Genomic DNA, 21,909 nt, shown 5'->3' with positions numbered 1-21,909 from the left:
TGCACATACTACCATTGGGTGAGAAGCATGTACAAAGGTAACCATGTATTTGTTGTTATATGTATTACGGTTCTTATTATATTATTGCTCCCTACACAGCTTGTAAAAAGCAATACACTAAGTCATGCCCAATCGAAGATTACCGCATCAGAAAACTTTTACCAGGCACATCAATATTCTTCTTCAGAAAAGAATCAAATGATAGTAAGCGAGAATGCAGCAAGAACAGAGCCGCCGACAGCTTATGACCCCTTAGGTGAAAAAGAATTCTCCACGGAAAAATATCAGGCACTTCAAGAACAAAACAGCAGTGGAAATGAAACTTATTCGGTCAGTAATTTTCCTTATCACCGCTTTGATATTGAAGTACATAAGGATGTGAAATCAGGAGACCATGTTACCATTCATTGGAAAGGAAGATCGTTACAAGGAAGACAAGTAACGATGTTTGCCTGGAATGTTTCAACAGAAGAATGGGTGGAGCTCGATCGGAAAATAGCCGGAACTAGTCAGTTCACTCTCAATGGCACAGTTACTGCCGGTGAATATGTTAAAGAGCAAAAGATCAGTGTCATTGTTCAGGATCAAATTGCCTCTCAATCAAAGAGCTTCGACTATTCATTTGTTTGGATGTCTGATACACAGTATTATGCTCAGGATCATCCTGCTGTGTTCAAAACGATTACCGAATGGATCTCGCAAAATAAAGACGTTATGAACATCAAATATGTGTTTCATACTGGTGACATCGTGAATAAAGGCAGTGTTGAACAACAATGGAAGCGGGCAAACAGTTACATGAATACATTGGATGTTGCAAAGGTTCCATATGGTGTGCTTCCAGGAAACCATGATAAGGGGAATAATTTTAACCAATATAAAAAATATTTTGGTGAGAAGCGCTTCTATCATAAACCGTATTATGGCGGCTCCTATCAAAACAATTTAGGCCACTATGATTTACTATCTGTTAAAGGAAAGGATTATATCTTTCTTTATATGGGTGGAGATGTAGAGGAAAGGGAGATCAAATGGATGAACAAGGTATTAAAGCGTCACTCTGATCGTACAGCCATCCTGGCCTTTCACGAATATTTACAAAAAAATGGAAAACGGTCACATCAAGGGAACGACATATTTGAACAAATTGTGGTGCCGAATAAAAATGTCGCCGCCGTACTTTGCGGTCATTACTATAATAGTGAAGTGTTGGTTGATGAATTAGATGATAATTTAGATGGCATTACAGATCGTAAGGTGTATCAGATACTTGCTGATTATCAAAAAGCACCAAATGGCGGCAACGGCTATATTCGTCTCCTCCAAATAGATGAAGAAACAAACTCAATTGATATCCAAACGTACTCCCCATATTTGGATCAATATTATTATTACGATCCGGAAAACGAACCTGGCAAAGATTCCTTTACGATGGACATTGATGTAAAGAGGAAACATAAAATGGTTGCCACAAGCTATTTTGAGGTAAATGTTTATAAGAGGATTAAAGGGGAGAAGGTGGTTATGGTCCAGTGAATAGGATTGATAGGGGGAACGTAAAACACCGTTTCCCCTACCTAAATTAGTCAATATTTAAATGCTGTTTCAGCATGGCCGATAGTTTTGTACGCTCTGATTGAGGTACATTGTAGTAATAGACGCCATTGATTTCTGTCCCTTCTCCTTTTATTTGCACCTGTTGTAAACCATGGCGGGCTTCTTTATAGTTAGCCTGAATCTCGATCATATTATTGAACGTTAAGTTTGTTCTAACATTTTTTGCAATGACCTCTAATATGTCACGATAATTTGTTAGAGAATTAAAGCTTGCTCCTTTATCAATTACGGCTTTCATAATCTGAGCTTGCCTGTCCTGACGGCCGAAATCACCGCGTGGATCTGCATATCTCATGCGGGAATACTTGACTGCATCTGTGCCATTTAATTCTATTTGACCTTTTGGGAAATGCACGCCTTCATAATCAAATGCAAGTGTATTGTTGACCTTTACTCCTCCTACTGCATCAACTATATCTTTAAAGCTTTTCATATTAACTTCAATATAAAAATCGATTGGTATATCTAAGAAATCTTCAACGGTTTCAACTGTTGCATCTAAGCCGCCGTATGAATAAGCATGATTAATTTTATCCTCTTTTCCTTGGCCGGCAATCTTGGTCCGTGTATCACGTGGGATGCTAACCATTTTGGTTGATTGATTTTTGGGGTTCACTGTCAATAAGATGAGCGAATCAGAGCGCCCGCGGTCATTTTCGCGTTCATCAACACCCATTAGTAAAATAGAAATAGGGTCTTGATTTTTGAAATTTATTTGTTGGTCACGATTTTTTGATACTTCAGACTTTAATGGTTCATGTGTCTGTTTTAATGTATTTTCAACGGAACTGTAAACCGAATACCCGTAGACACTGACACCAATGATCATAAAGAAGATGATGCCAATGATCAACTTAAAGGTCAGTTTCCTATTCTTTCTCCGTTTATCATGTTTCAATGTTTTTTCCATTTTCAGTCTCCTTTACAGTCATGTTAAGTGAAGAGGAAAGTGCTCAAATAAAACATCATCATTTTATCAGAAAAAAATGAAAAGTTTAGTAATCTTTATTAAATTAATCAAAAAATGGTAGTTTTTTAATATAAAATAAGACAATGGATGAATAAAGGGAAATTTATGAAATTATTGACTCCTTTTGTACCATCTTTGCTCTAATTATATTGTTTCCTCATTCATTTTACCGCCTATAACAAAGGGCAAGACCACAATTTTTTCAAATTTTCAAATGCTCTAACTATCCATAGTATTCGGGAAAAAAACTCTTACATAAGTCACATGCATGAAAGTATATAAACAAATTATGTGAAAAAGTTACTAGTAAATTTAGTAAAAATATGCTAAGACCCATACTTCTAAACCATAAAGGTAAGGGAAACCATAAGAAAAAGTAATCCTATAATATTCGTTAAATTGGCATATATACTGACCAAAATCTCTTTGTTATTCTTAAATGGGTTTTTAGTAAATGAAATGTGATAGAGCTTTTATTGCCTTTGGATGATAGGTGAAATGAAGCTAAACAGGCGTTAAAGAAACAGCATTTCTTGTGAAAAAGTGAACAAAAATGCATTTCTCTGTTTAGTTGGACTATAGAAGCAGTTTGAATAGCAGAAAAGAAAGCCCTGATTCTAATAAAGATATGTTTTATGAATCAATTGGGACTAATTTTATCGTTATAAAAATTAGATCAATAGAATTCCTTGCTATTCATTCATAAGTCTTCTTAAAAAAAGGTATAAAGCAGGTGATACGATGTTTAACAGGATGAATAAAAAAATCAGTGGGGATCCTGAAGGGAATTCTATCCATTTTGTTTTTGAAAAAGGTTCAAATAAAAGATGGGGTATTTTACTCGGTATTTTCTCCATATCGGTTATTTTTTGCCTCTTACTAACTTTTTTATTGGGTCTAAGTGTTTATTTTAATCCCATCTTACCTAAGTGGAAATCAAAGGAGATAAATGAATATTCAACTATTAGCCAATCAGAAATAAGAAATGTAGAAGCCTCTACACCTAGTTCTCCTAATGAAAAGTTTCTGCAAAATACGGTAAACAACAATCAAGATTTTTATGCTTTCTATGTAAATTGGGATGCAAATAGTGAACGTTCATTAAGACGTAATATTGATGAAATCGATGTTCTGATCCCGCAATGGTTTGATTTAAATTCAAAATTGGAGTTAAAAAGCGATATTCAAAAAGAGATAGCGGACCTAGCAAAAAAGAATGATATAAAAGTCCTTCCTTTAATTAACAATGAAGTGAATGGGAAATGGGATCAAGAAATCATCCATAATTTATTGAATTCTCCTGAAGCACAGGATAAGCTAATAAAAAATCTTCATCAACAGATTAAGAGGCAAGGATTTCATGGAATAAACATAGACTTTGAAAACATTCATAAAAATGATCGTGACAAGCTGACAAGCTTCATGAAGAAGCTTTATAGCGCTTTTCATGCCGACGGACTTATGGTAACAATTGATGTACCGCCCAAAAATCCGGCATTTGATTACATAAATCTTGAAAAGTATTGTGATCGTATGATGTTAATGTTATATGACGAGAATTACATAAATCCAGGTCCTATTGCTTCGTCATCATGGTTTGAAGAAGCTCTTTCAAGTATACCTAAGGACAAGCTTATCGCTAGTCTAGGGAATTACGGATATGATTGGGATTGGGAAAAGCAGCAAGGCGGACAAGCTGTATCCTTTGAAGAGGCTATGAGAATGGCAGACAAAGCAAACCTGAAGGTACAATGGGATGATATGAGCAAAAATCCTTATATTCGCTACAAGGATCATAATAAATCACATGAATTATGGTTTTTAGATAGTGCGACCTTCTACAACCAATGGAAAATGGCTTTATCAAACGGGGCTAAAGGGGTCGCATTATGGAGATTAGGCACTGAGGATCCATCTGTTTGGGATGTAGTGAGAGGACATCAAACCAGCGAGCTGCTTACTGTCAAGAGTGGTGATATTACCTACAGTTATGGCGAAGGGAGTATCTTCCGCTCGTTAACCGATCAGCAAGACGGGAAACGCAGTCTGGAATTTGATGATTCTGGTTTCATTTCAAGTGAAACATACCATTCTGTTCCAAAAGCATCTGAAATTGAACGCTTAAGCAAGCCAGAGAAAAAGGAGATTGTGTTAACGTTTGATGATGGGCCAGATCCTGCATATACAAAAGAAATATTGGATATTTTGAATAAGTATGAAATTAAGGCAACATTCTTTACAACTGGTAAACAAGCAATGCTTCATCAAGATATGATTACACAAATCTATAAAAAAGGCCATGAAATTGGAAATCATTCGTTCTCACATGCAAATATCGATGAAGTATCTGAAGCACAATTAAAATTTGAATTGAACACTACCGAGCGGATTATTCAAGGCATTACAGGGCGATCGCCTATTCTGTATCGTCCCCCATTTGGAAATTATCTGAATACACATGATGGTGATAACATGGATAACTATGTTAAATTCAGGTTTCAAAGACTAGTAGATGTCACACAAATGGGATATATCACAGTAAATTATGATATCGATTCCAGGGATTGGGATACACATAACAGCAAAGAAATCGCTGATAACGTGATAAAACAAGCATCTGACGGTGATATCATTTTACTTCATGATGGCGGGGGAGATAGAACAGCCACAGTTGAAGCACTGCCTGTCATTATTGAAACATTAAAAAGCAAGGGTTATACATTTGTAACCGTTGGTGAATTGATGAACAAAAGCAAAAATACCGTTATGCCTGCTGATACACAGGTAGAAAACCCATTGATACAAAGCATAAAAGTATTTTTAATCAGTGTAGCTACTTTTAACAATATTATTTTTGTTTTATTTTATAGTGCGTTATTTATTTTCACTTTACGTTTGTCAATCCTTCTATATTTAGCCTTTAAACATAAAAGAAGGGCTCGTCTTTCAAGTACCGGAGACTCATTTCAACCACTTGTCACTGTTGTGATAGCTGCTTACAATGAAGAGAAGGTTATTAGAAGAACGATAGAGTCGGTTTTAAAGAGCAATTACGGGGATTTTGAGATCATTGTTGTGGATGATGGTTCTTTTGATCGAACTTACAACATTATCAAAGATCATTTTTCTAACTGCGAAAATATCCATCTTATTCATAAGAAAAACGGGGGAAAGGCTGCAGCGATTAATACGGGGATTAAAAAGGCGAATGGTGACATAATCGTAGCCATAGATGCAGATACCATTATTTCACCTGATGCTATTTCGCTGCTTGTCCGTCATTTCATAGATTCGAAGGTTGCTGCCGTATCCGGAAATATTAAAGTGGGGAATATGAGAAATTTATTAACCATTTGGCAGCATGTTGAATATGTAACAAGTTTTAATTTAGAAAAGCGCGCTTTTGCTCTGCTTAATTGTGTTACGGTTGTTCCAGGTGCAATCGGTGCTTGGCGCAAAAAAGTGTTTGAAGAAATTGGCTATTTCACAGCTGATACATTAGCAGAAGATACAGATATGTCGTTAAGAATATTGCGCAAAGGATATAAAATTACGATTGATGAAAAGGCATATGCTTATACGGAAGCACCAGAAAACAGCAGAGATTTTCTTAAACAACGTTACAGATGGAATTTCGGAACACTGCAATGTTTTTGGAAGCATAAAAAAGCCTTTGGTGGAACCAAGCATAAAGCATTAGGGTTTATTGCGCTCCCTAATATGTTGCTGTTCCAATTTGTCTTCCCTTTGTTTGCCCCATTTTTAGATGTTTTATTTGTTTTGGGAATGATATCAGGTAATCTAAAAGAACCATTAATGTTTTACGGCTGTTACTTTTTCATTGATTTTTTCATTTGTTTATACGCGTTCAGGTTAGAGAAATTAAGTCTAAAACCGTTAATTTTATTATTTTTGCAAAGGATTTTTTACCGGTACCTGTTATTGTGGGTTTCATGGAAATCACTTTTTGCCGCACTGAAAGGTACACGTGTAGGATGGAATAAATTAAAAAGATCGGGAAATTTGGAAGTGAATCAAGAAGCGAAGAGAGCGGTATAAAGTGAGACTTTCATCAGTATGGAACTAAACTGCGTAGCTTAGAAGCAACTTCCTAAAAAATCGCCTCAAACATTACTGTTCACAGGGATGTTTGGGGCGATTTTTTAAAAAATGGCTTGAATAGCCGATGGCACCTGCTAGACACCAAAACTAAGTTCAAATTTTATACTTTCTCTTAATAAAAAACCCGAAAAGACACTTTTTACAAGTGTCGATATTCGGGTTTTTGAGTGTAATCAGGATTACAATTCCTCACCATTCGTTTTAATCACATGCTGATACCACTTAAAGGAGTCTTTCTTATAACGCTTCATTGAGCCGTTTCCTTCATTATCACGGTCCACATAAATCATGCCGTATCGTTTTTTCATTTCACCTGTTGTGAAGGAGACGATATCGATAATTCCCCAAGGAGTGTAGCCAAGTAAATCAACACCATCGTAAGTGACCGCTTTTTTCAATGCCTCGATATGTGATTTTAAATAATCGATTCGTTGCGGATCATGGATGGAGCCGTCTGCTTCTAATGTATCCACTGCACCAAAGCCATTTTCAACAATAAATAATGGAATTTGGTAGCGATCATAAAAACGGTTCAATGTATATCGTAATCCTGTTGGATCAATCGCCCAACCCCAGTCGCTTGATTTGATGTAGGGGTTTTCTACACTATTTGGCAATCCGCCATTCACGACATCACCGGTATTATCATTCACAACATCGCTTTTCACAGTTGTCGACATATAATAGCTGAACCCTAAATAATCAACAGTACCATTTCGTAAGATTTCTTCATCACCATCTTCGAATTTGATTTGATAGCCTTCTCGTTCAAACTCCTTTAATGCGTAGCTAGGGTAGTATCCGCGAACATGCACATCCGGGAAGAAGTAGCGTTGTCTCATTTCTTCCTCCGCTAGCATCACATCTTCCGGATTAGATGAATATGGATAAATCGGTACATGAGAAACCATGGCGCCAATTTTGAATTCCGGGTTAATTTCCTTTCCTTTTGCAACGGCTAAGGCGCTAGCTAGTAATTCATGGTGTCCTGCTTGGTACATGACTTCTTTTGCGTTTTCACCTTCTTTTACAACAACACCCGAGTTTGTCCACAAGAAGATCGGATTATTGACATCCATTTTATTGTTGATTTCATTAAAGGTCATCCAGTATTTCACTTTATCTTTATATCGTTTAAAGCATACTTCAGCGAATTTTGCGAAGTAGTCTACGACCTTTCTGCTTCTAAATCCGCCATATTCTCTTGCTAGATGTAATGGCATTTCAAAGTGAGAGAGCGTGATGACAGGTTCGATCCCATTCTTTAATAATTCATCGAACACATCATCATAGAATTTTAGTCCTTCTTCATTAGGCTCAGCCTCATCACCCATTGGGAAAATTCTGCTCCAGCCGATCGACGTTCTCAAGCATTTCAAGCCCATTTCAGCAAATAATGCGATATCTTCTTTATACTTATGGTAGAAATCAATCGCTTCATGGTTTGGATAAAACGTATCAGCTTCAATTGTTTCAGTAATTCTTCTTGGTACACCATGTGCACCTGCTGTCATCACATCCACAACACTTGGTCCTTTTCCGCCTTGATTCCAGCCGCCTTCAAATTGGTGAGCGGCTAAAGCACCGCCCCATAAAAAATCCTTAGGTAATGTTGCCATTTTCAATTCCTCCTTATTTTACAACCGTTAGTAATCTTTCATTTAATCTACTATTCTGATGATCTTCAACAATAATTTCTTTATAAGCATGTGAATTCGTGACGATAAGTGGTGTCGTTATTTTCAGGCCTTCCTTTTCGATCGATTCTTTATCAAATGTGATCAGTAAGTCGCCTTTTTTGATCTTATCTCCATCGTTTACATGTAAAGTGAACGGTTTTCCGTCTAATGTAACGGTATCCAAGCCAATATGCACAAGCAGTTCAACACCTGATTCTGAACGCAGGCCGATCGCATGCTTAGTAGGTGCCACCATGACAACATTTCCATTAAACGGTGCATATAATTTGTTGTCTGAAGGCTCTATCGCTAAGCCTTGTCCCATCGCCCCTGAGCTAAATACCTCATCAGGTACCTCTGATAGCGGGATGATATCACCCTCTAATGGGGCATCGATCGTTTCTTCATTTGTCTGTTGGAAGCTTGGTTGCTCGGATCCTGAATTTTCACTAGCTTCTTTAGTTGCGGAATCCTCACCATAACCGAAAACCTGAATCAATACGACAGGAAGAATAACCGCAATGGCAGCACCGATTAAAATTCCCCAGATGGAAGATGGCTGATCAGGACTAATACCGTTTACAATTGTTAACGGTCCCGGAAGTCCGGCATAAGCAAAGTAGTACGGATTAAAGAAGCTTGCTGTAATGGCACCGATCGCCCCTGAAATACAACCAAAGATAAATGGTTTCTTAAATCTTAATGTAACGCCATAAATCGCAGGCTCAGTGATTCCGAATAAACCAGTTACACCTGCCGAAACACTGACTTTACGTGTTTCTTGATTTTTAGCCTTTAGGATAACCCCAAGTACGGCACCAACTTGCGCGATAACGGCGATCGTTTGATACGCCTGGAATGAATCGCGTCCATATAAATCAAAATTCGCTAAAACCATCGGGGTGATTCCCCAGTGTACTCCAAAGATAACTAGCACTTGCCAGAATGCACCGATAATCGCCCCGGCTACTGCAGGTACGTTTTCCGCTAAGAAGTTATAGCCATTCGCAATTCCATTTGCGCCCATTGTTGTGACAGGTCCAATTAGTAAAATCGTTAACGGCACCATGATCACCATACATAAAAATGGAACAAATAATGGTCTAATAACTTCATTCATCCGCTTATTTAAAAATCTTTCAACATATGACAAGATCCACACTAAAAAAAGCGGCGGCAATACGGATGAAGTATATACTGTTTCAGATAAGGCAATACCTAAAAACGTGATGCTTTCACCAGCTGCAATTTTTGCTGCAAGCTCTGACCAAGTCGGACTGACTAATGCAGCACAGCATGCGACGGCAATATAGGTGTTTGTTTTAAAATGCTTTGACGCTGTAATCGCAATAAAAATCGGCAAAAAGGTGAAAGGTGCCCAGGAGATAAAACTTAGAACCTGATAAGTTCCCGTTTCTGAAAAGCGATCAAACAATAAATTTATGAGAATTAATGCACCTTGCAAAATACCAGCCGCTGCTAAAATATAGACAAACGGAGCAAAAACAGCTGACATCGTCGCAATGACACGATTTAAAATCGTTCCTTTGTTTTCGCTTACTCCCTCTGAATCTTCTACCTTAACTAAGCTGGAAAATTGCTCATACACTTCTCCAACATGCTGCCCGATCACAACCTGGAACTGTCCGCTATTTTCGACAACGGTAATAACGCCGGACATTGATGATACTTTTCCTTTGGCTTCTGGTTTTGAGCGTTTTAGAACAATTCTAAGCCGAGTGGCACAACGTGTAACGCTTAGAACATTTTCTTCCCCGCCAACAGCTTCTAATATATCTTTAGCAAGTTTCGAATAATCTCTAACTTTAGTAGCCATGTTGTATACCTCCTTAATATCATAATACGCTTTCATTATAATTGTACCGGTATAATTTATCAAGTGCATAATAAAATTATAATATGTGTATAATATGGTTAGATATTCTTTTGAAATTTATGGTATAATGCTAATACTGTATGAGATTAATCAAATAATGAGGAATGCACATGTTAAAATATCAACATATCGCAAACGAAATAGAAAAATATATCGTAGATCATGCCCTCCAGCAAGGAGATAAACTGCCATCATTAGAAACATTTATGAGTCAATTTGAAGTGAGTAAGAGCACAGTTACAAAATCATTAGATCTCTTAGAGAAAAAAGGGGTCGTGTTTCAAGTCAGAGGCAGTGGGATTTTTGTTAGAAGGCATAAGCGAAAAGGATATATTGGACTGCTTTCCAATCAAGGGTTTAAAAAGGATCTTGAGGATTTTCAGCTCACGTCAAAGGTATTAGAATTAGATGTGAGAAAGCCAACACAGGAAGCGGCCCTTAATTTAAACATGGAGCTTAACGATGATATTTATTATGTCAAACGAATTCGTTATATTAACGGACAAACTCTATGCTTAGAGGAATCGTTTTATAATAAATCGATTGTTACGTATTTAAATAAAGAGATTGTATCTGAATCAATCTTTCACTATATAACGGAAGGGTTAGGACTAAAGGTCGGTTTTTCAGACATCTATCTTCATGTTGGCAAACTTAATCAGGAAGAAGCGGAGTATTTAGGCATGAAAAAGGGTGACCCTAAGATGCACGTAGAACAAGTTTTTCATTTAACCAACGGGCAGCCGTTTGACTTTTCAAAAGTTACCTATAACTATGAACAATCACAGTTCTTCATCCAAGCAAATAGTTCTTTCTTTTAAAAGAAATGTGTAAGTGCCAGCCCCTAAGCAAGAAGGCTGGCACTGATTATTTAACAAATCTTGTTTAAGTCATCATTTAACTTTCGTGCTTGATATTTAAAGAAAAGATAGAAGGCAATCCAACATACAGCATAGATGACAATGGAAATGATGAGTAGTAAAAGAAAATGCATCATCGTGAATGGGACCCAGCCAATCGAAAAGGCTAAGATGATGTACAGAATCATAACGGTGAGAAAATGAAGGATGGTTTGCTGGTGAAGCTTTAATTTTCTATTCTCAAAATACATCGGACTTACTGTGAAAAACCAACCGCAAAAAATAGTTCCGAGGGAATTTTTCAAAAATAAGCTTCCATCAATCACTTCAAGACCACCGAAATAGATCGATAAATTGGTGACTAACACCGTGATAAACCCGCCAAAGAAAATCCCGATAAAACTTCGTAAAATAAAGGTTTTCATTCTTCTTTCCTCCTATTCATTTTCAACGCTTCCTTTATAGCAGGGACATACGTACGTGACACATATTCTTTCGCCCCTGATTTAAAATAAACACATAGTGTACCATTGAAAGACGCTTCAAAACGGCTCAATTCATATAAATTAGCAATGACCGATTTAGAAAGGCGGATAAATTTCGATGAAGGGAGCATTGCCTCAAGCTCATATAACTTCTCTTTTAATCGAAATGAATCCGTTTTTGTTACTGCAATAACTTGCTCGTTTTCAGTATGAAAATAGTGAATCTCAGACGGGTTAAGAATATATTGCATTTCGCCTTTTTTGCCAACCAGGAATTCCTTCTTCTTCCCATTGATGAAGTCAATAAGCTCCTGAACCTTTTCATCCAATTCAGGCCCCTCGATTGTCACCTTCGTCTCCTTAAAAGCACTATCGATATTTAAACGTAATTTCAAGTTTCAGACACCTCTTTTCATATTTAAAGTATAATTGTTCCAGTTTTTGATGTCTGCAACTAAAGCTTCTCTTCAAGCCCTCCTTTCACTGCCTTTCTAATCAAATTGTATGTAAAAGTTCCCCTCAAATCTTTTGATTTTCAGTAAGGAGCAGGAATTGAAAGGTAAGTGGTGGAAAATGAATGGTAACTTTCATGATGAGGAAGAGGTGATAAAGTGAATAGGAAAATGAAATGTTTAGGCTGCAGCTTGGCGAATAAAATGGAAGCTGTAAATGTCATCTACGAAAATGATTCGGTTTGCTGCATCTTAGACCATGACCCATTTAATGAAGGCCATGTACTGATTCTACCAAAGCAGCATGCTGAAGATGTTGATGATCTAAATGAAGAAACCGCTAACGCTGTCATCCAGGCGGCAAGGCTCATTTCAAAAGCGATAAAGACACTATATAAACCTGATGGCATAACCATCTGCCAAAATGGAGGAATATTTAGCGAATTAACCCACTTTCATATGCACGTCGTACCACGGTATAAGCATCAATCATTTGCTGATTTTTATTTGGAAATGCCTTTAGATAATGGAGATAGTAAAAAGAAATTGCTGAAGACCAGGAATGAGTTAGCAGCAATGATCACCAAGAACAACGAGGAAATAAACCATTAAACTAAATAATTGAACTATTAACTTCAGGGTGATCTTTGAATCACGGTGATTGAACCACTAAACTTAAAAATCATAACCACAAACTGCAGAAGAGCTCGTGATCTAGACGAATCCTGGTAGTGCAGGTGACAAGGACGATAACCTTGAAATATTAAAGTTACTCTCTCACAAGAATTAAAATTTCCACTTGGGAAAGCGTTGGTCTAAAAAGGATAAACGCATTTTTATTTTAAGAAAGGAGGAAGGATTGTTACATGAAATAATAGAATTCAAAAGAAAACGTTTTGAGGGTGATTATATGGTAAAAGATTGTGTTTTTTGTCATCTGGAACTAGAGCCTAAGCAAAGAGTCATCTTGAGTAATGAACATTGCCTGTTTTTGCAGCTGGAGCAATTTGACCAAAAAGGGGTCCAGCTTGAAGGTGCCGGGCTTATTGTCCCTAGAAAGCATAGGAAAACTGTTTTTGATTTGACGCGGGAAGAATGGGATGCAACCTACAGCCTTCTTAAGGATGTAAAAACATACTTAGATGAAAAGCACCAACCTCAAGGATATAACCTTGGCTGGAATAGCGGCGAAGTTGGTGGTCAGCATATTTTCCACTCGCATTTTCATGTTATACCAAGGTATGAGGATGAAGCATTAGCGGGTAAAGGAATTCGTTATTTGTTTAAAGGGAAAGAAAATAAAAGGAACGTCAGAGAAAGGTGAGATGAGGATGGGACAGCTTAAAATTTATGGAGTGAAGGATCGATTAAATCCTATAAAGGGAACGTTATCAAAGGTGATTCATTCATGTATGGTAGATGCTCTTGAATTCCCCCGAAATAAGAAATTTCATCGTTTTTTTCCTATGGACAAAGAGGACTTTTATTTCGGGAACGGCCGAACAGATGCCTATACGATAATAGAGATTAGTATGTTTGAAGGTCGGACAATAGAAGCTAAAAAGCAACTCATTACACTTCTGTTAGAACGGATAAATCGTGAAGTCGGCATATCTCTCCAAGATCTTGAGATTACAATTTTTGAAACACCCAAACATAACTGGGGAATAAGGGGATTGCCGGGTGATGAGCTGGAACTTGACTATAAAGTGAATGTTTAAATGGAGGAGAATTACTTGGCAGAAGTGCTGCAATTTATAAAGGATTATAAAAACGATGAACAATATAGAGAGAGCTTCTTCAAACTTGCTAACAGTATTTTTGGATTGAATTTTAAAAGATGGACAAATACGAATATTGGGGCAATAACTATATCCCCTTTTCTTATTCATATGATAATAAAATAGTAGCAAATGTTTCCGTTAATTTGCTTGATTTCATTATTGAGGGAAAGCAGCATCGTGCAATTCAAATAGGTACGGTTATGACCCATCCTGAATTCCGGCATAGAGGGCTTTCAAAACAGTTAATGAACATCGTTTTAGAGGAGTACAAACATTTATATGATTTTATGTATCTGTTTGCAAATGAAAGAGTGCTAGATTTTTATCCGAAATTCGGATTCGAAATCGTACAGGAGTATCAGTATTCGACGAATATTTCTTCCAATTTAACGGCGAAAAATGAATTTCGTAAATTGGACATTACAAATAAAGCTGACCTTCAATTTATTTATACATTTGCAAAGGAAAGATTGCCCGTTTCGAACCGTTTTGCAACGGGAAATTCTAAAAGCATATTCATGTATCATTGCTTAAATGTTTTTTCAAATGATTTATATTATCATCCTGCTGAAAATGCCATTGTGATATTTACTAAAGAAAAAGATGAGATTGAGATCTTTGATATTATCAGTAAGCGCCCTGTGAATATTCAAAATCTATTACTTGATCTTTCAGGGAAAGGAAGCTATAAAATCACTTTTCACTATACTCCAGATTACGAGGGAATGAAATTTGCTAAAAAACAGAGAGAAGGTGGAGGAAAAATGTTTGTAAAAACAAATGGTGATCATTTTTTTCCAGAAAAGGTTAAGCATCCGATGACTTCAGAGGCTTAATTCTAATACACCAAAAGTGAAAGAAATCAAGGAAATAGAGTAACTTTTGCTGCTTTTATTGAGGCAGACTCGTTAAAATTTGATAATTGAACGGGGGGAGTTAATGCTGAAAAAACAATTGTTATTACTACTAAGTGTCTCTCTTTTATTATTACTTATAGTAGGTTGCCAGAGTCTTGAAAAGGAAAAACCCTTTATTTTTTCCTACAGCCATAACACCATTAAAACTGAAAATGAAGACGAAGTTCATACATGGTTAATGAATGCGAAAAATGATCAACAATCTCTTATCCATAACATGGGTACGAATGATGGATACGAGTATTTTTATGCAAAGGGATTTAGAGATGTGTCAGTAACATATCAAAGAGAGCAAAGGAAAGAAGAACCATATAGCCTTATTAAAGCAAATTTTAAAAAAGGGAATGAAAACGACGAGTTGTTCATCGAGGTTAAATATAATCCTTTGGTTTGTTGTGATGGGATTCTTATTGAAGATAACTATTCAGGAGAGTAACAATTCACTAAGCAGCTTCAACTTGCGAAAAGTTTCGTACAATAAGGATATTATATCGATTATTTTGAGAGGTGTCGTTCGTGATCTTAGTCAGTTCTTGTTTAGCAGGGTTAGAGGTAAGATATAACGGTACGCATAGTTTAGACAATAGAATAAGTAACTTAGTGAAAGAGAATAAAGCTGTAACGATCTGTCCGGAACTGCTTGGCGGGTTTTTAACCCCAAGGGAACCTGCTGAAATAGTAGGAGGAGATGGTGAGGATGTAATTGATGGAAAGGCTAGAGTGATTGAGAAATCTGGTAAAGATGTAACCGAGCTTTACATAAAAGGAGCTTATGCCACCTTAGAAAAAGCCAAAACAATAAACGCAGCAATCGTTGTTCTCAAGGAAAATAGTCCATCCTGTGGCAGCTCAATGATTTACAATGGCGAATTTAAAGGAAAGAAAATTGCCGGAAATGGAGTAACCTCAGCTTTGCTTAAAAGATATGGATTACAAGTAATATCCGAAGAACAATTTGTTGATTACATCTTTTAATTTTTTCAGTGATAAAGGTAGGGGTGGAAACGTTGTTATGAAAAGCAGACTAACAACCTTGTGTATCCTATGAATTAAAAGCGTATAATCAATTGGCTTGGCTGTAGACTTCCCTTGGGAAGGAATCTCTGTCTGGACTTTACCTGTATTTGGTCTTCTCATGGAGGCTTATTATACAAGGTATTTGCAAAAGGACTAAAGAGAATTTGAAAGATTTATTGTCCTATAGTTCTTTAAAGGCGATAAATTTTCAGTATTTGAAGGTTACAGTTGAGAAAAGAGGCAAGAAACCTAGCAATATAAAGAAACAAAGGGTGAATGCTTTAGAGTTTATTCTATAACTTTCAATTTGAGCGGAGGACCCACTATGAGTAAATTTGCCAATACACCACAACCGCCTTACTATGCGGTTATCTTTGCATCCGAGCGAGCAAAAGCGGGTAAAGGTTATGAGAAAATGGCAGAAAAAATGGTAGAGTTAGCTTCTGAACAAGAGGGTTTTTTAGGAGTTGAAAGTGCACGTGATCATGAATTGGGAATTACGGTTTCATATTGGGAATCTTTAGATGCGATAAAAAGGTGGAAGGAACATTCCGCACATATGGTTGCACAAGAACGTGGCAAAAAAGAATGGTACAAAAGCTTCGTATTACGAGTTTGCAAGGTTGAGAGAGATTCATTTTTTGAGATGTAGTGTTAAGGTTAATTAACCTTCTATAACTTACACCTTGCTAAAGCATGAAATGCTCAGAGACGAAGAGCTCTGAGCATTTTAGATGGGAGATCGTATTTGCTAGCTGCTTTTTGATGACACAATAATCGCGTCATACCCCTTCTGTTTTAACTCATCTGCCAGCCTAAGTGCATTTTCTTTTTCAGCAAAGGCTCCTGTTTGAACCTTGTACAAGACCTTTTCAGAAGCTTTTTTTGTCTTTTTCTTTAGATTGTAGGTTGTAATTATCCCAGCTACAATGGCTCGGGCACAGGTTAACCGGTAGGCGGCTGAACGCAGAAGGCTTGCTTCGATTTTGTTAGTCATAAACCCGCATTCAACCAGGATCGCAGTCATATTCGTTTCCTTCAGCACATGGAAATTGGCAGTTTTTACACCACGGTCTTTGAGAGAAGTGTGCTTCACAAGACTTGCTTGTACATTTTTGGCTAATTGATAAGCGGCCTTAGGCTTTGATGAATAGACATAGGTTTCGATACCGGCTGCTGATGTCCATTCTCTCCCGTTACCATGTGCGTTCGCATGAATTGAAACAAACAAGTTAACATTTTCTCGATTTGCCTTCGCTGTTCTTTCGCTAAGCGGTACATCGCGATTATCAGAATGCGAAAAAAGCACGGTTACCCTATCATAAGCGGTTAATAGCTTTCTCATTTCCTCCGCAACCGCACGATTAAATTCATACTCCCGCATCCCATCAACAGTTCTTTTCCCCGGTGTTTCATACCCATGCCCTGCATCAATCATGATTTTCATAGGCTATTCCTCCATTTAAACTATTATTCATATGTAATATAGAGATTAGTTGGTAAAAAAGTAGCGGATTGGTTGAGAAAAATTAAGTTAATAATTTGGAAGTGGTTCAATAAATCAACTGTGTGGTTCGAAAAATAGCAAAACAGATGCAATTCTCGAGTTCGTGGTTCAAAAAGTAGAATAGGGGGTTCAATCCCATTCCTAAAACGAAAGAGTGGTTCAATAAATCAGGTAAGTGGTTTGAAAAATACCAAAAGAGACGCAATTCCCGCGCTAGGTGGTTCAATCCCCTTACTCTTGGTTCACCCCACCCCTGATTCCCACCTTACACCCCAAAAATAAAATTCTATTTTGGAATGTCCAATACTAATGCTAAAATAATAAAAGAGTCTTTCTTACATTAAAAGGATGACAAAGGTTTTAGTTAGCTCTCATCATAAAGGAGGATAAGCCGTGCCTAAAGTTCGCACAAAGGATCTTATTGATAAATTTAATTTTGAAGTGATTAGCGGTGAGGAAGGGATTAATCGGCCGATTGTGACGAGTGATTTGTCTCGTCCTGGGATCGAGATGGCTGGATTTTTTACATATTATCCAAAGGAACGGGTTCAGCTGCTTGGGAAAACGGAGCTTTCGTTTTTTCTTCAGTTGTCAGATCAGGAGCGGAAGCATCGGATGGACGAGCTTTGTACAGATGTGACGCCGGCAATTATTGTGACAAGGGAGATGGATGCTCCGCATGAATTGATCGAGGCTTCTAATCGCGAGGGTGTTCCAGTGTTACGTTCACCAATGAAAACAACGCGGTTATCAAGTCATTTGACCAATTTCCTTGAAACAAAGCTTGCGCCAACAACGGCGGTTCATGGCGTATTGGTCGATATTTATGGTGTCGGTGTATTAATTATCGGGAAAAGCGGTGTTGGTAAAAGTGAAACGGCTCTTGAGCTTGTTAAGCGCGGGCACCGTTTAGTCGCGGATGATTGTGTTGAAATCCGTCAAGAAGATCAGGATACATTAGTTGGAAGTGCTCCAGAGCTGATCGAGCATCTTTTAGAGATCCGCGGGCTGGGGATCATCAATGTGATGACCTTATTTGGTGCAGGTGCTGTTCGCAGCTTTAAACGGATTACACTTGTTGTCAATCTTGAGCTTTGGGATCAAAATAAGCAGTATGATCGCCTTGGTCTTGAAGAGGAAAAAATGCGGATTATTGATACTGATGTAACTAAGCTGACAATTCCGGTTCGACCTGGACGAAACTTATCGGTTATTATTGAGGTAGCGGCGATGAATTACCGTCTAAAACGGATGGGGGTAAATGCTGCAGAGCAATTTACCAATAAGCTTGCTGGTGTGATTGAAGAAGGAGATCATGAGGAAGAATAAGATTTCCACATTAAAGGGTCAGACCCCAAGGAAAAAGCTGCGGGTCACCCTGACATACATATAATGCTGGTTTAAAAAATAGGATAGCAGGGAGTTGAAGAAATGGAAGAAAATTTACAGCCTCTTGATCCCATTTTTCTTGAATTAGGTCCGATTCAAATTCATTGGTATGGATTGATTATTGGTGTTGGTGCCTTGCTTGGACTCTTGATAGCGGTGCGAGAAAGTGAGAGAAGAGGGCTTCATAAGGATACATTTGTTGACCTGGTTTTATTTGCGATTCCAATTGCGATCTTAGGGGCAAGAGCCTATTATGTCATTTTCCAATGGGACTATTATTCTCAAAATCCTGGGGATATTATTAAAATATGGAACGGCGGCCTTGCGATACACGGCGGCCTCATTGCTGCGGTTCTTACAGGGATTGTGTTTGCGAAGGTTAAAAAGCTTTCATTTTGGAAGCTAGCTGATATCGCGGCGCCAAGTATTATCCTCGGGCAGGCGATTGGACGCTGGGGAAATTTTATGAACCAAGAGGCGTATGGCGGGCCGGTTTCAAGGGAATTTTTAGAAGGGTTGATGCTGCCTGATTTTATTATCAACCAAATGTATATTAATGGAGAGTATCATCATCCCACCTTTTTATATGAATCATTATGGAATTTTGTTGGATTTATTGGATTAATGCTGTTAAGAAAAGCGAATTTCAGGCGCGGAGAGCTGTTTTTAACCTATGTTATTTGGTATTCAGTTGGCCGGTACTTTATCGAAGGCATGCGTACAGACAGCTTGATGCTGACAGATACGCTAAGAATTGCACAGGTTATTTCGATTGTCTTAATTGCGGTAGCGGTAGGCATCATGATCTTCCGCCGTTTGAAGGGCTATTCAAATGAGAGATATCTAGACTCTGGTCAATAAGGCAGATTTAAAAATTCATCAAGGAGGATTGGCTGTGGGGAATAGCTTAAAAAAAGGATTTCATGCTGGATTCCAGACAACCTGGACATTAGGAAAAGTTATTTTTCCGATTACATTACTTGTTAGTGTGCTGCAATATACGCCTGTGCTTGATTGGCTGGCAGTGCTTATTGCTCCGCTCATGGGCGTTTTCGGCTTGTCAGGGGAGGCGGCAATCCCGTTGGTTATCGGGAATTTTCTTAACCTATATGCAGGGATCGGGGCGATTTTATCACTGGAATTAACCGTTAAAGAGGTATTTATTTTAGCGGTCATGCTGTCATTTTCTCATAATTTGCTAATTGAGTCGTCTGTTGCGGCTAAGGTAGGGTTAAAAATGTGGATTATTCTGCTAGTAAGAATTGGTCTGGCCTTTATTTCAGCGATTGTGGTGAACCTTGTGTGGCATGGAGGCAGTGAAACGGCCCAATACGGGTTTGTTAACAATACTCAAGCAGAACCAAATGGCTGGCTTGAGATCATTCTTTTAGCGATCCAAAAGGCAGGGTTAGGTGTAATCCAGCTTGCCTTAATTGTCATTCCATTGATGATTGCGATCCAATTTTTAAAGGATTTAGGAATGCTAAATGTATTTACAAAATGGATGGCACCAGTGACAAGAATGTTAGGAATGAAGGAAAATACCTCGATGACATTAGTAGCAGGGCTGACGATTGGCTTAGCCTACGGTGCCGGCGTGATGATTCAAGCAGTAAAGGAAGATAATGTCAGCCGCAGAGATTTAACGTTAGCGTTTATTTTCCTCGTTGCCTGTCACGCAGTAGTTGAGGATACGCTGATCTTTATCCCGCTGGGCATCCCTGTTTTACCATTGCTTATCATCCGGTTATCTGTTGCCATCTTACTAACAATCACGATCGGTGCCATTTGGCGGAAGGCTGAAGCAGTACCGAGCAGAAAGGAAGCTACTTATGAAAATTAACACATTACTATTTGACTTAGATGGAACATTGATCAACACAAATGAGCTGATCATTGAATCATTTCTACACACATTAAATTCCTACTATCCTGGACAATATAAACGTGAGAATGTCCTTCCGTTCATTGGTCCGACGCTTTATGATACGTTTGGAAGCATCGATCCGGATCGGATGGAGGAAATGGTCAAAGCATACCGGAAATTTAATCATGAGCAGCATGATTTGCTCGTAACTGAATATGATACGGTCTTTGAAACAATCAAAACCTTAAAGGAAAACGGATTTAAGCTAGGTATAGTGACGACAAAAATACGAGATACCGTTAATATGGGGCTAAAGCTTACAAAGCTTGATCAATTTTTTGATGTTGTGGTTACACTTGATGATGTGGAAAATGCGAAGCCGCATCCTGAGCCAGTCTTAAAGGCATTGGCTCAGCTTGGCTCATCTCCTGAGGAAGCAATCATGGTTGGTGATAACCATCATGATGTGGGGGCAGGCAAAAATGCCGGAACAAAGACAGCGGGAGTAGCGTGGAGCATTAAAGGGAGAGACTATATCTCGAGCTATAACCCTGATTATTTATTAGAAAAAATGAGTGATTTATTGCCGATCGTCGGAGTGGAATGATGTGAGAAGAACGACGAGATATCCGGTCTCAGCTGCGAATTCCTTATGGCATATGTATAAAACCGTGCCATTTTGGAAGGTTGTTCGAAACTTTATCGTCATTCAGCTTGCAAGATATACGCCATGGTTAGCGATGAAAAATTGGCTATACCGTACGTTTCTTCACATGAAAATCGGCAAGCAAACATCCTTTGCCTTAATGGTCATGCCAGATATTATGTTTCCAGAAAAAATTACCGTTGGCAACAACTCGGTCATTGGCTACAATACAACCATTCTGGCCCATGAGTATTTGATCAGGGAATATCGGCTAGGTGATGTCGTGATTGGTGATGAGGTCTTAATTGGCGCCAATTCCACGATTCTCCCTGGGGTCATCATCGGCGACGGTGCGATCGTATCAGCCGGAACCCTTGTTCATAAAGATGTTCCAGCTGGAGCATTTGTCGGCGGAAATCCAATGACGGTTATTTACACAAAAGAAGAACTGGCAAAAAGGGAAGGTCAAGAGGCTGCTAGTAAGGACTAGTGGCCTTTTCACTTAGATGAGACAAAATCTTAGCTTAATTAAACGTTTGCTTAACCACATTTTGAAAAGACTGAATAAACAAACAATTTAAAGGGATACGAATAAAGTCTAAAAATGAACTAATTCTTGAAATAACATCTTCACTTTGGTAATATATTAGCATATTAGCGAAGTAAAGCATTCTGAAAATTAAAAACGAGTATTCATTGA

At 38.0% G+C, this 21,909-nt stretch carries 21 protein-coding genes; 15 read left to right on the top strand and 6 right to left on the bottom strand.

The window, feature by feature from the left end:
• Positions 1-27 precede the first annotated feature (27 nt).
• Positions 28-1,536, top strand: coding sequence for a metallophosphoesterase (locus ACSVDH_RS25810; protein WP_439252577.1), 1,509 nt, complete (start codon positions 28-30; stop codon positions 1,534-1,536).
• Positions 1,537-1,582: 46 nt separating this feature from the next.
• On the opposite strand, the gene tagU is transcribed toward ACSVDH_RS25810, so the two are convergent.
• Positions 1,583-2,527, bottom strand: a complete 945-nt coding sequence (tagU, locus tag ACSVDH_RS25805; protein ID WP_439252579.1) for a polyisoprenyl-teichoic acid--peptidoglycan teichoic acid transferase TagU — start codon at positions 2,525-2,527, stop codon at positions 1,583-1,585.
• Between the two features lie 801 nt (positions 2,528-3,328).
• On the opposite strand from tagU, the gene ACSVDH_RS25800 reads away from it, so the two are divergent.
• Complete coding sequence (locus tag ACSVDH_RS25800) at positions 3,329-6,646, top strand: trifunctional glycoside hydrolase family 18/polysaccharide deacetylase/glycosyltransferase family 2 protein (RefSeq protein WP_439252580.1); 3,318 nt, start codon at positions 3,329-3,331, stop codon at positions 6,644-6,646.
• A gap of 242 nt (positions 6,647-6,888) precedes the next feature.
• Here the strand turns inward: ACSVDH_RS25800 and bglA are convergent, their stop codons facing one another.
• Positions 6,889-8,328, bottom strand: a complete 1,440-nt coding sequence (bglA, locus tag ACSVDH_RS25795; protein ID WP_439252581.1) for a 6-phospho-beta-glucosidase BglA — start codon at positions 8,326-8,328, stop codon at positions 6,889-6,891.
• Between the two features lie 13 nt (positions 8,329-8,341).
• Entirely contained in the window at positions 8,342-10,225 is a 1,884-nt protein-coding gene (locus tag ACSVDH_RS25790) for a beta-glucoside-specific PTS transporter subunit IIABC (protein WP_439252582.1), read from the bottom strand.
• A gap of 170 nt (positions 10,226-10,395) precedes the next feature.
• Here ACSVDH_RS25790 and ACSVDH_RS25785 point away from each other — a divergent pair, with 170 nt between their 5' ends.
• Positions 10,396-11,106 carry a GntR family transcriptional regulator gene (locus ACSVDH_RS25785; protein ID WP_439252583.1) on the top strand — a complete coding sequence of 237 codons (711 nt, stop codon included), beginning with the start codon at positions 10,396-10,398 and terminating at the stop codon, positions 11,104-11,106.
• Positions 11,107-11,156: 50 nt separating this feature from the next.
• Here ACSVDH_RS25785 and ACSVDH_RS25780 read toward each other — a convergent pair whose 3' ends face one another.
• Both ACSVDH_RS25780 and ACSVDH_RS25775 read right to left on the bottom strand, forming a co-directional pair.
• Entirely contained in the window at positions 11,157-11,570 is a 414-nt protein-coding gene (locus tag ACSVDH_RS25780) for a DUF3021 domain-containing protein (protein WP_439252584.1), read from the bottom strand.
• Positions 11,567-12,025 carry a LytTR family DNA-binding domain-containing protein gene (locus tag ACSVDH_RS25775; protein WP_439252585.1) on the bottom strand — a complete coding sequence of 153 codons (459 nt, stop codon included), beginning with the start codon at positions 12,023-12,025 and terminating at the stop codon, positions 11,567-11,569. The genes ACSVDH_RS25780 and ACSVDH_RS25775 overlap by 4 nt, the downstream gene beginning before the upstream one ends.
• A 216-nt stretch (positions 12,026-12,241) precedes the next feature.
• Here ACSVDH_RS25775 and ACSVDH_RS25770 point away from each other — a divergent pair, with 216 nt between their 5' ends.
• The 7 genes from ACSVDH_RS25770 (at position 12,242) to ACSVDH_RS25740 (ending at position 16,452) form a co-directional block, all read left to right on the top strand.
• The gene (locus ACSVDH_RS25770; protein ID WP_439252587.1) at positions 12,242-12,694 is read left to right on the top strand and encodes an HIT family protein; all 453 of its coding nucleotides are present in this window, start codon (positions 12,242-12,244) and stop codon (positions 12,692-12,694) included.
• Positions 12,695-12,992: 298 nt separating this feature from the next.
• On the top strand, positions 12,993-13,406 hold the full coding sequence (locus ACSVDH_RS25765; protein ID WP_439252785.1) for an HIT family protein: 414 nt from the start codon (positions 12,993-12,995) through the stop codon (positions 13,404-13,406).
• Between the two features lie 7 nt (positions 13,407-13,413).
• Positions 13,414-13,803 carry a tautomerase family protein gene (locus ACSVDH_RS25760; protein ID WP_439252588.1) on the top strand — a complete coding sequence of 130 codons (390 nt, stop codon included), beginning with the start codon at positions 13,414-13,416 and terminating at the stop codon, positions 13,801-13,803.
• Positions 13,804-13,922: 119 nt separating this feature from the next.
• Complete coding sequence (locus tag ACSVDH_RS25755; protein WP_439252589.1) at positions 13,923-14,702, top strand: GNAT family N-acetyltransferase; 780 nt, start codon at positions 13,923-13,925, stop codon at positions 14,700-14,702.
• Positions 14,703-14,805: 103 nt separating this feature from the next.
• Positions 14,806-15,219 (top strand): hypothetical protein, encoded by a 414-nt coding sequence (locus tag ACSVDH_RS25750; RefSeq protein ID WP_439252590.1) that lies wholly within the window; start codon positions 14,806-14,808, stop codon positions 15,217-15,219.
• 80 nt (positions 15,220-15,299) lie between these two features.
• Positions 15,300-15,758, top strand: coding sequence for a 2-thiouracil desulfurase family protein (locus ACSVDH_RS25745; protein WP_439252591.1), 459 nt, complete (start codon positions 15,300-15,302; stop codon positions 15,756-15,758).
• Positions 15,759-16,125: 367 nt separating this feature from the next.
• Positions 16,126-16,452, top strand: coding sequence for an antibiotic biosynthesis monooxygenase family protein (locus ACSVDH_RS25740; protein WP_439252592.1), 327 nt, complete (start codon positions 16,126-16,128; stop codon positions 16,450-16,452).
• Positions 16,453-16,551: 99 nt separating this feature from the next.
• Here ACSVDH_RS25740 and ACSVDH_RS25735 read toward each other — a convergent pair whose 3' ends face one another.
• Positions 16,552-17,247 carry an N-acetylmuramoyl-L-alanine amidase gene (locus ACSVDH_RS25735; protein ID WP_439252593.1) on the bottom strand — a complete coding sequence of 232 codons (696 nt, stop codon included), beginning with the start codon at positions 17,245-17,247 and terminating at the stop codon, positions 16,552-16,554.
• A gap of 453 nt (positions 17,248-17,700) precedes the next feature.
• On the opposite strand from ACSVDH_RS25735, the gene hprK reads away from it, so the two are divergent.
• The 5 genes from hprK to ACSVDH_RS25710 all read left to right on the top strand — a co-directional run bounded on the left by hprK (position 17,701) and on the right by ACSVDH_RS25710 (position 21,699).
• The gene (hprK, locus tag ACSVDH_RS25730) at positions 17,701-18,636 is read left to right on the top strand and encodes an HPr(Ser) kinase/phosphatase (protein ID WP_299094215.1); all 936 of its coding nucleotides are present in this window, start codon (positions 17,701-17,703) and stop codon (positions 18,634-18,636) included.
• A 102-nt stretch (positions 18,637-18,738) separates the two neighbouring features.
• A complete protein-coding gene (gene lgt, locus ACSVDH_RS25725) occupies positions 18,739-19,557 on the top strand; it encodes a prolipoprotein diacylglyceryl transferase (protein WP_439252594.1) in 819 nt (272 codons plus the stop codon).
• Between the two features lie 34 nt (positions 19,558-19,591).
• Positions 19,592-20,539 carry a nucleoside recognition domain-containing protein gene (locus ACSVDH_RS25720; RefSeq protein ID WP_439252595.1) on the top strand — a complete coding sequence of 316 codons (948 nt, stop codon included), beginning with the start codon at positions 19,592-19,594 and terminating at the stop codon, positions 20,537-20,539.
• Positions 20,529-21,170, top strand: a complete 642-nt coding sequence (ppaX, locus tag ACSVDH_RS25715) for a pyrophosphatase PpaX (protein WP_299094212.1) — start codon at positions 20,529-20,531, stop codon at positions 21,168-21,170. Before ACSVDH_RS25720 ends, ppaX begins: the two co-directional genes overlap by 11 nt.
• 1 nt (position 21,171) lies before the next feature.
• A complete protein-coding gene (locus tag ACSVDH_RS25710) occupies positions 21,172-21,699 on the top strand; it encodes an acyltransferase (RefSeq protein WP_439252598.1) in 528 nt (175 codons plus the stop codon).
• The last annotated feature ends 210 nt before the right edge of the window (positions 21,700-21,909 follow it).

It is taken from the genome of Metabacillus sp. Hm71 (assembly GCF_051842955.2).
Taxonomy (GTDB): domain Bacteria; phylum Bacillota; class Bacilli; order Bacillales; family Bacillaceae; genus Metabacillus.
This window is presented reverse-complemented; position numbering and strand designations above follow the sequence as displayed.

Bases quoted from the DNA above. Each gene is read 5' to 3' on its own strand.
- ACSVDH_RS25810 (WP_439252577.1), top strand. From the start codon at position 28: ATGTACAAAGGTAACCATGTATTTGTTGTTATATGTATTACGGTTCTT.
- tagU (WP_439252579.1), bottom strand. From the start codon at position 2,527: ATGGAAAAAACATTGAAACATGATAAACGGAGAAAGAATAGGAAACTG.
- ACSVDH_RS25800 (WP_439252580.1), top strand. From the start codon at position 3,329: ATGTTTAACAGGATGAATAAAAAAATCAGTGGGGATCCTGAAGGGAAT.
- bglA (WP_439252581.1), bottom strand. From the start codon at position 8,328: ATGGCAACATTACCTAAGGATTTTTTATGGGGCGGTGCTTTAGCCGCT.
- ACSVDH_RS25790 (WP_439252582.1), bottom strand. From the start codon at position 10,225: ATGGCTACTAAAGTTAGAGATTATTCGAAACTTGCTAAAGATATATTA.
- ACSVDH_RS25785 (WP_439252583.1), top strand. From the start codon at position 10,396: ATGTTAAAATATCAACATATCGCAAACGAAATAGAAAAATATATCGTA.
- ACSVDH_RS25780 (WP_439252584.1), bottom strand. From the start codon at position 11,570: ATGAAAACCTTTATTTTACGAAGTTTTATCGGGATTTTCTTTGGCGGG.
- ACSVDH_RS25765 (WP_439252785.1), top strand. From the start codon at position 12,993: ATGGTAAAAGATTGTGTTTTTTGTCATCTGGAACTAGAGCCTAAGCAA.
- ACSVDH_RS25760 (WP_439252588.1), top strand. From the start codon at position 13,414: ATGGGACAGCTTAAAATTTATGGAGTGAAGGATCGATTAAATCCTATA.
- ACSVDH_RS25755 (WP_439252589.1), top strand. From the start codon at position 13,923: ATGGACAAATACGAATATTGGGGCAATAACTATATCCCCTTTTCTTAT.
- ACSVDH_RS25750 (WP_439252590.1), top strand. From the start codon at position 14,806: ATGCTGAAAAAACAATTGTTATTACTACTAAGTGTCTCTCTTTTATTA.
- ACSVDH_RS25740 (WP_439252592.1), top strand. From the start codon at position 16,126: ATGAGTAAATTTGCCAATACACCACAACCGCCTTACTATGCGGTTATC.
- ACSVDH_RS25735 (WP_439252593.1), bottom strand. From the start codon at position 17,247: ATGAAAATCATGATTGATGCAGGGCATGGGTATGAAACACCGGGGAAA.
- lgt (WP_439252594.1), top strand. From the start codon at position 18,739: ATGGAAGAAAATTTACAGCCTCTTGATCCCATTTTTCTTGAATTAGGT.
- ppaX (WP_299094212.1), top strand. From the start codon at position 20,529: ATGAAAATTAACACATTACTATTTGACTTAGATGGAACATTGATCAAC.